The sequence below is a fragment of the Indolivaga alginatilytica genome, from assembly GCF_003201355.1.
In the GTDB taxonomy this organism is placed as follows: domain Bacteria; phylum Bacteroidota; class Bacteroidia; order Bacteroidales; family Dysgonomonadaceae; genus Dysgonomonas_A; species Dysgonomonas_A alginatilytica.
Map to the genome: position 1 here is coordinate 274,760 of NZ_QICL01000002.1, position 6,239 is coordinate 280,998.

The window sequence follows — 6,239 nt, forward strand, 5'->3', positions numbered from 1 at the left end:
TAATAGGCATGAAAAACGAGGTGTTGAAAAAAATGATTTCGGAAGAAGAATTACCTAAAACCTTCTTGCGTTTTTATTTTGTCGGCTTATTACTATTTATAATACCTTACACACGGGAGTTATTTTTCAGCATTACTGCTCTTACACTTATATTGGTTATTGCTTGCATACTTTTCCATCACAAAAAATGGAATAAGTCTACTATTTTAGTATTCACATTTATTGCTTTCAGTTCTTTCTTTCTCGAAGTGGCAGGCGTCAATTCGGGCGTTCTGTTTGGTGAATATCAATATGATGTAAGTTTAGGACTGAAATTATGGAATACTCCTCTGATTATCGGGCTCAATTGGGTATTTCTCGTATATGCTTCGCAGTCTATTATTTCTCGTTTGACAGATAACGCATATCTCAAAATCATAGGTGGAGCTTCGCTAATGATTGGCTATGATTTAATACTGGAGTTGGCAGCCCCACCCATGCAGATGTGGCATTTCAAGACATTCTATCCGCCTGTCGAAAATTTTGTAACCTGGTTCTTAGCCGCATTATTCTATCACACTTTGCTGGTATCATTTAAGATTTCGGTCGATAATAAATCCGCAGGAGCCTTGTTTTGGATTCAAATGCTATTTTTTGGTATAATAAGTATTTTTAGCCTGTTGTTTATAAAATGATAAAAGCCAATAGAACATATTTAGGAGTTCGCTTCTTTGATTTATATGCAAAGATACAACTCAAGAGATACTTCAGAGAAGTAAATGTAATAGGTGATTTTGAAGACAATGGAAAGCCTGTATTGCTGATTGCAAACCATTTCTCGTGGTGGGATGGTTTTATACAAGTGTGGCTTAACAAGAAAATATTCAAGCGAAAATTGTATGTAATGATGCTCGAAGAACAGCTTCGCAAATTCATGATTCTTAATAAAGGAGGAGCTTTTTCGATCCGAAAAAACAGTCGGGATATAGCAGAAAGTTTAGCATATACAACTGATTTATTAAAGCAAAAAGAGAATATGATACTGATTTTTCCTCAGGGAGAAATCCAGACATTATATACACACGATTTTGTTTTTGAGAAAGGAGTGGAATATATTTTAAAGAAACTGAACGGCGAAGTACAAATCGTTTTTAATGTAAATTTGGTGGATTACTTCTCTTATAAGAAGCCTTCATTGAATATTTACTTCACACCGTACTATGTGGGGAACAAAATAGACATCGTAACTATTCAGCAAGACTTTACCCGGTTTGCACACGAATGTATTAAAAACCAGATTGAGAAATGATATATATAGGATATGCCATATTGTTTTTAGGATTCATCAGGCTGCTCGTGTCTGCCGTTAATCTGTTGACAAATGTGTATCTTCCGCAGGGTGTTCGTCTTGAAAATCATCCGAAAGTTTCGATACTGATACCTGCCCGAAACGAAGAAGCAAATATAGGTAAACTGTTAGCTGATATTGAGAATCTATCCTACACTAATTATGAAGTAATCGTATACAACGATTGTTCGACCGACAATACTGCAAACATTGTCAAACAAGTGATATGTAAAAATCGCAATATAAAACTTATAGAGGGAGGGGAGTTGGGAAATGGATGGTTAGGGAAAAATTTTGCCTGCAATAATTTGGCTTTTAAAGCCACAGGAGAGTACTTTTTATTTTTAGATGCAGATGTAAGAGTAAGTCGTCAGTTGATAGAACAATCGGTTTATTTGATGAAGAAACAAAGGCTTAAGTTGTTGTCTATCTTCCCCAAACAAATAATCAGCAATAAAGAGACGCTGCTTGCTATTCCGCTTATGAACTGGATATTATTGAGTTTGTTACCTCTGATTTTGATTCGCTGGTCGAGCTGGACTTCTTTTTCGGCTGCCAACGGGCAGTTTATGTTGTTTGAGGCACAGGCTTACAAACTACTGGAACCGCATGCGGTACATAAAGCAAACAAGGTAGAGGATATTGCTATTTGCAGGTATTACAAGAAAAAGAAAATGCGTGTAAGTACTATTCTTGGCAACGAAGATATACAATGCAATATGTACAACGCTCTGAATGAGTCTATTGACGGATTTTCTAAAAACATCTTTGATTTTTTTGGTGGAAACATTGTAACAGGGTTATTGTTTGCCGCCTTCACGACCCTATCTCCCGTAGTACTTTACTTTTTGCTGGGAGGCTACGCATCGGCAATGTACGTCTGCTCTATCGTTCTGATAAGAGTATTTATATCAAAAGCGAGTAAACAGTCGATCAAAAACAATCTCCTGTATATGGTGCATCAGCACTTTATTTTCTTAAAAATTATAAGCATTGCGTTACTGCATCGCAAACGGAGGTCATTGAGATGGAAAGACAGGGATGTTTTTATCGAATAGCTTACATTTTTTTCTTTAGATTCGGCAATAACTCGTTCTTAACAAAAGAATAATTGGGCTCTATGGTCAATATCTTATCGTAAGTTTGTTTTGCACTCTTGAAATCTTTTTCCTCTTCCTGTATCTGCCCTATCTTGGTAAGCAGGCTTAAATACAACCAATTTTGTTTTAGTAGTGTAGGATTGTTCTCGAAAAGAGATACAGCTTTTTTGTAATACTCTTTTGCCTTTGCTTTGTCTCCGCCAAAAGCGGATGGAGAATAATACAAAACATTTGCCTGTTCTATATTTCCTTGAATATTATCAGCATCTATGGCGAGTGCTTTTTTAGCATTCTCTCCACTCGATTTTCCAATAAAAGGAGCTTTGTAAGGAGATAAGCCAATCTTAAAACCAACCAAAGCCGCCTTATAGGCATAGACATCAGCAGTATTAGGGTTCGATTGGGTTAATTCATCCAAGATAGCCTGCATTTTATCGACATATGTTGCTGCTTCTTTCTTATTTTTTATACCAAGGCTGTAACCGATGTATCCATAATAATAGTTTATAAGTTCCAGTTTATCGGAAACAGAAGTTAATTTGCGCGATTCAATATCCGTTATAATAGTTTTCCATTCCGCCATATTTCCTGTTATAAAGGCATTATAAATAGCCTCTTTGTCATTTGCAGCATTTATGGATAAGGATACGAATAGCAGTACTAGCACTGAATAATATTTATATACTGTCATTCTTGATTTATTATATAATTGGTTACTCCTAATAGAACCACAAAGTAGGTATTTTGTTCTTTAATCAAGGACTGCCGAATGATAATGTGCGGTAAAAGGTAGTAATTTTGTTCGTAAGTCAAGACACTAAAAATCAGAAAAAGCCACGACTAAGACAAAGCTCATTTACTACATAATCAACTTTATATCAATTATTTACTATAGAGTCGGTCAGCAAGATGATGGGGCATACAAACATCAAGACTACTCAGAAATAATATACCTATCTAATTTACAGAATATTACAATCGTAAAAAAGAGAATGGGTAACGACTTAGAAACAACCGAGACTCATTACTCTACTTTGATTTTCATAGATTCAAATAGCTCTTTCACTAACAAAGGTATATAATTTATCGAACATAAAATAAAAACCGTTTCCGTTTTTTTTATAAACTTATCCTGCGACCCTCTTCCCTTCCTTCTTCGTATTTGGTCACTATCTATCATATCCGTTAGCACCGGATACTGCCCTTCATACTATCGGAAAGATAGTCTCGGATAGACTTAGCAAGAGTACATCTTTGGTTGTACACTAGCCTTCATTGGCTGGTTTTGATAAACCAGCCTGATAATGATTCTCGCTCCAACGATTTTTCCATTCTTTTCCTATCTCATCTCCTCTTCGCACGAAACAAACCCGGTGAGCTTTCCCTGTTCATTCGGCTAAGGTACTCCAGATTCCCGGTACGACGTAAAATTCAGGCCCGCAAGGGGTTTTGAAAATAATCTTCCTCTTTCCGTTGCACGGCGAGCGTATTTTCTTCAAAAAATTTGTCATACCGCCAATCTGACCTTTTGCCGCCTTACGAAACAATAGAAACCTCACTGGCTCCGCTCCGGCAGAAAAAAAAAGTCGATGGATATGAAAAGAACAGAAAAAAATAAAGAAAACAATATTTCCTACTTTCCACTTAGCATAAAATGGGTGTTGACAGTGGCTCTGTTGGGTATTTGCGTGTGGTGTGTGACCAAAACGGGAGCATCACCTCTGTGGATGGCAGGAATATATATACTTCTCCGTAGCATCCTTAAAATCATCCGTTTGTCGATTCGGATTATACTCTCACTTGTATCCCTGCTTTGTCTGATTCTTATCTGCATGGCAATCGTAGTATTTATCCTTTAAAACCAAATCATCATGCAAACAATTAACATAGATAAATCTAAAACAGTAGCATTTACAGGGCATCGCCATATCAATGCTGACAATATTGCTCCCTTGAAAGAAGAATTAACACATACAGTCCGCCAACAGTACCACAATGGCTATACAACATTTATTGTAGGGGGTGCAGTAGGATTCGATTTGCTGGCAGCAGAAATAGTAGTGGAGTTGCAACAGGAGTTTGCAGATATACAACTCTTTTGTGTCGTTCCCTACACAGGGCATCACAGAGCATTTGACAAAGAAGACAAACTACGCTATATCGATATAGCAGACAGAGCCACAGTAAATATCATCCTGTCAAGCCAATACTATGATGGTTGTTTTCTTCGCCGTAACGACTACATGATACATAATTCATCCCTGCTTATTGCCTACCACGATGGAACATACAGAAGCGGAACGGCTTATACTGTCCGCAGGGCAAAAGCAAATAACATTTCAATTATTAACCTATACAAATAATTACAGCCATGACAAAGCAATTTTTACTATTCGCAGGAAAAGAAATAGATACAGATACTCAAACAGTAAGCGTAAATCAAATCGTACAGTTGGAGGGGTATAGCTATTCAAAATATGTAGTCTATGAAATTAAGAAAGACCAATGGGGAGTACATTACAAGCTAATCAACCTCAAAGACTATTCTTTTCATACCAGTGAATTAATCCGTCCATTGAGTGAGAAATTCGGTATCGGTATGTATTACGATGATAAGAACCCGACATTCAAGACTAACGAAGAAGTAGCCGAACTTTTAGCCAAAGCACAAGCCAAGCAAGTAGATGAAATGGAACAGCAGAGAGCAGAAGAAAAACGCAGGGAAGCAGTAAAAGTAATTGGTCGGGAATGGTTAAGAGATAACTTACCCGAAGATACCAAAGCTATCATTATCGCTTGCCTGAAACAGAACGAATCCGATTCACAGACCGACTATTATGGAGCATCCACCGTGCGTACCGTTATACTTGGTTTTTCCAAACATACACGAGATATATTTTCTGAAATGAGAAAATGTGCATCCAATTTTGAAGAAACCATCCACCTATCCGAGTATAACCAAGCCTATGAGAACAGGGAGAAATACAGCATGGGCAAAGGTTACTATTTAGGAGAAAGCTATTACAGCGGTTGGATAATCAAGAAAGAACCTATCGGTAATAAGGAACAGGCAGTAGAAGGCTTCTCGTATATCGCAGGATGTTCAGATGGCATCCATATTAAACCGAACAGACACGAAAAGGAGAACGAACAAGCATCCATACAGATAGAATCTGATAACCTCTGTTTTGAGATAGTGGATTATTCGGAGAAAGCAATCGCCCTTTTCGGAGACACCAAAGAAATCAAAGATTTACTCAAAGCGATGGGAGGAAAATTCAATCCGAGACTGAGCCACAATGAGCAGAAGCATGCAGGGTGGATATTTTCCAAAAATAAGAGAAGCGAGTTAAACACAATTTTAAACCTAAAAGCAGAATAACCATGAAATCAACCGATCATTTTAAGAATACCATACAAGCCTATCTGGAAGAACGAGTAGCAAGCGATACATTGTTTGAATGGGCATATACAAAAGAAAACAAGAACCTTGACGACTGTATTACTTACATCCTCAATGCTGTTCAAAAAAGCGGTTGCAATGGATTTACGAGGGAAGAAATTTTCTCAATGGCGGTTCATTACTATGATGAAACAGATATTGAAATTGGCAATCCGATTAATTGTAAGGTAGTAGTTAATCATACGGTAGTTTTGACCCAAGAAGAAAAAGAAGAGGCACGGCAAGAAGCTATCCAAAAAGCACATAACGAAGCCTATAACCGAGCGATGCAACCCAAGAAGAAAGCCAAACGAGTAGAAATGAATAACCAACCAAGTCTATTTGACTTTTAAAATGACAGGAATATGAA

General features: G+C 37.2%; 8 protein-coding genes. 7 read left to right on the plus strand and 1 reads right to left on the minus strand.

Translation table 11 applies throughout. The features are described from left to right. Nucleotides 1-8: 8 nt before the first annotated feature. The 3 genes from CLV62_RS03895 to CLV62_RS03905 are packed head-to-tail and all read left to right on the plus strand — an operon-like array spanning nucleotide 9 to nucleotide 2,385. The gene (locus CLV62_RS03895; RefSeq protein ID WP_110309480.1) at nucleotides 9-674 is read left to right on the plus strand and encodes a carotenoid biosynthesis protein; all 666 of its coding nucleotides are present in this window, start codon (nucleotides 9-11) and stop codon (nucleotides 672-674) included. Continuing rightward, nucleotides 671-1,288: a lysophospholipid acyltransferase family protein gene (locus CLV62_RS03900; protein ID WP_110309481.1), complete on the plus strand. Its 618-nt coding sequence runs from the start codon at nucleotides 671-673 to the stop codon at nucleotides 1,286-1,288. Before CLV62_RS03895 ends, CLV62_RS03900 begins: the two co-directional genes overlap by 4 nt. Further along, nucleotides 1,285-2,385 carry a glycosyltransferase gene (locus CLV62_RS03905; protein WP_110309482.1) on the plus strand — a complete coding sequence of 367 codons (1,101 nt, stop codon included), beginning with the start codon at nucleotides 1,285-1,287 and terminating at the stop codon, nucleotides 2,383-2,385. The genes CLV62_RS03900 and CLV62_RS03905 overlap by 4 nt, the downstream gene beginning before the upstream one ends. 1 nt (nucleotide 2,386) lies before the next feature. Here the strand turns inward: CLV62_RS03905 and CLV62_RS03910 are convergent, their stop codons facing one another. Then, nucleotides 2,387-3,118 (minus strand): tetratricopeptide repeat protein, encoded by a 732-nt coding sequence (locus CLV62_RS03910; protein WP_110309483.1) that lies wholly within the window; start codon nucleotides 3,116-3,118, stop codon nucleotides 2,387-2,389. Nucleotides 3,119-4,022: 904 nt separating this feature from the next. Here CLV62_RS03910 and CLV62_RS21470 point away from each other — a divergent pair. The 4 genes from CLV62_RS21470 to CLV62_RS03925 are packed head-to-tail and all read left to right on the plus strand — an operon-like array spanning nucleotide 4,023 to nucleotide 6,222. Next, nucleotides 4,023-4,286: a hypothetical protein gene (locus tag CLV62_RS21470; RefSeq protein WP_146212695.1), complete on the plus strand. Its 264-nt coding sequence runs from the start codon at nucleotides 4,023-4,025 to the stop codon at nucleotides 4,284-4,286. Nucleotides 4,287-4,298: 12 nt separating this feature from the next. Then, nucleotides 4,299-4,790, plus strand: coding sequence for an SLOG family protein (locus CLV62_RS03915; RefSeq protein ID WP_110309484.1), 492 nt, complete (start codon nucleotides 4,299-4,301; stop codon nucleotides 4,788-4,790). An 8-nt stretch (nucleotides 4,791-4,798) separates the two neighbouring features. Then, nucleotides 4,799-5,809 carry a fusion protein gene (locus CLV62_RS03920; RefSeq protein ID WP_110309485.1) on the plus strand — a complete coding sequence of 337 codons (1,011 nt, stop codon included), beginning with the start codon at nucleotides 4,799-4,801 and terminating at the stop codon, nucleotides 5,807-5,809. A gap of 2 nt (nucleotides 5,810-5,811) precedes the next feature. Beyond that, complete coding sequence (locus CLV62_RS03925) at nucleotides 5,812-6,222, plus strand: PcfK-like family protein (protein WP_110309486.1); 411 nt, start codon at nucleotides 5,812-5,814, stop codon at nucleotides 6,220-6,222. Nucleotides 6,223-6,239 lie beyond the last annotated feature (17 nt).

What these genes read in the sequence shown, in the direction of transcription:
- CLV62_RS03920 (WP_110309485.1), top strand. Translation starts at nt 4,799, where the DNA reads ATGACAAAGCAATTTTTACTATTCGCAGGAAAAGAAATAGATACAGAT.
- CLV62_RS03895 (WP_110309480.1), top strand. Translation starts at nt 9, where the DNA reads ATGAAAAACGAGGTGTTGAAAAAAATGATTTCGGAAGAAGAATTACCT.
- CLV62_RS21470 (WP_146212695.1), top strand. Translation starts at nt 4,023, where the DNA reads ATGAAAAGAACAGAAAAAAATAAAGAAAACAATATTTCCTACTTTCCA.
- CLV62_RS03915 (WP_110309484.1), top strand. Translation starts at nt 4,299, where the DNA reads ATGCAAACAATTAACATAGATAAATCTAAAACAGTAGCATTTACAGGG.
- CLV62_RS03905 (WP_110309482.1), top strand. Translation starts at nt 1,285, where the DNA reads ATGATATATATAGGATATGCCATATTGTTTTTAGGATTCATCAGGCTG.
- CLV62_RS03900 (WP_110309481.1), top strand. Translation starts at nt 671, where the DNA reads ATGATAAAAGCCAATAGAACATATTTAGGAGTTCGCTTCTTTGATTTA.
- CLV62_RS03925 (WP_110309486.1), top strand. Translation starts at nt 5,812, where the DNA reads ATGAAATCAACCGATCATTTTAAGAATACCATACAAGCCTATCTGGAA.
- CLV62_RS03910 (WP_110309483.1), bottom strand. Translation starts at nt 3,118, where the DNA reads ATGACAGTATATAAATATTATTCAGTGCTAGTACTGCTATTCGTATCC.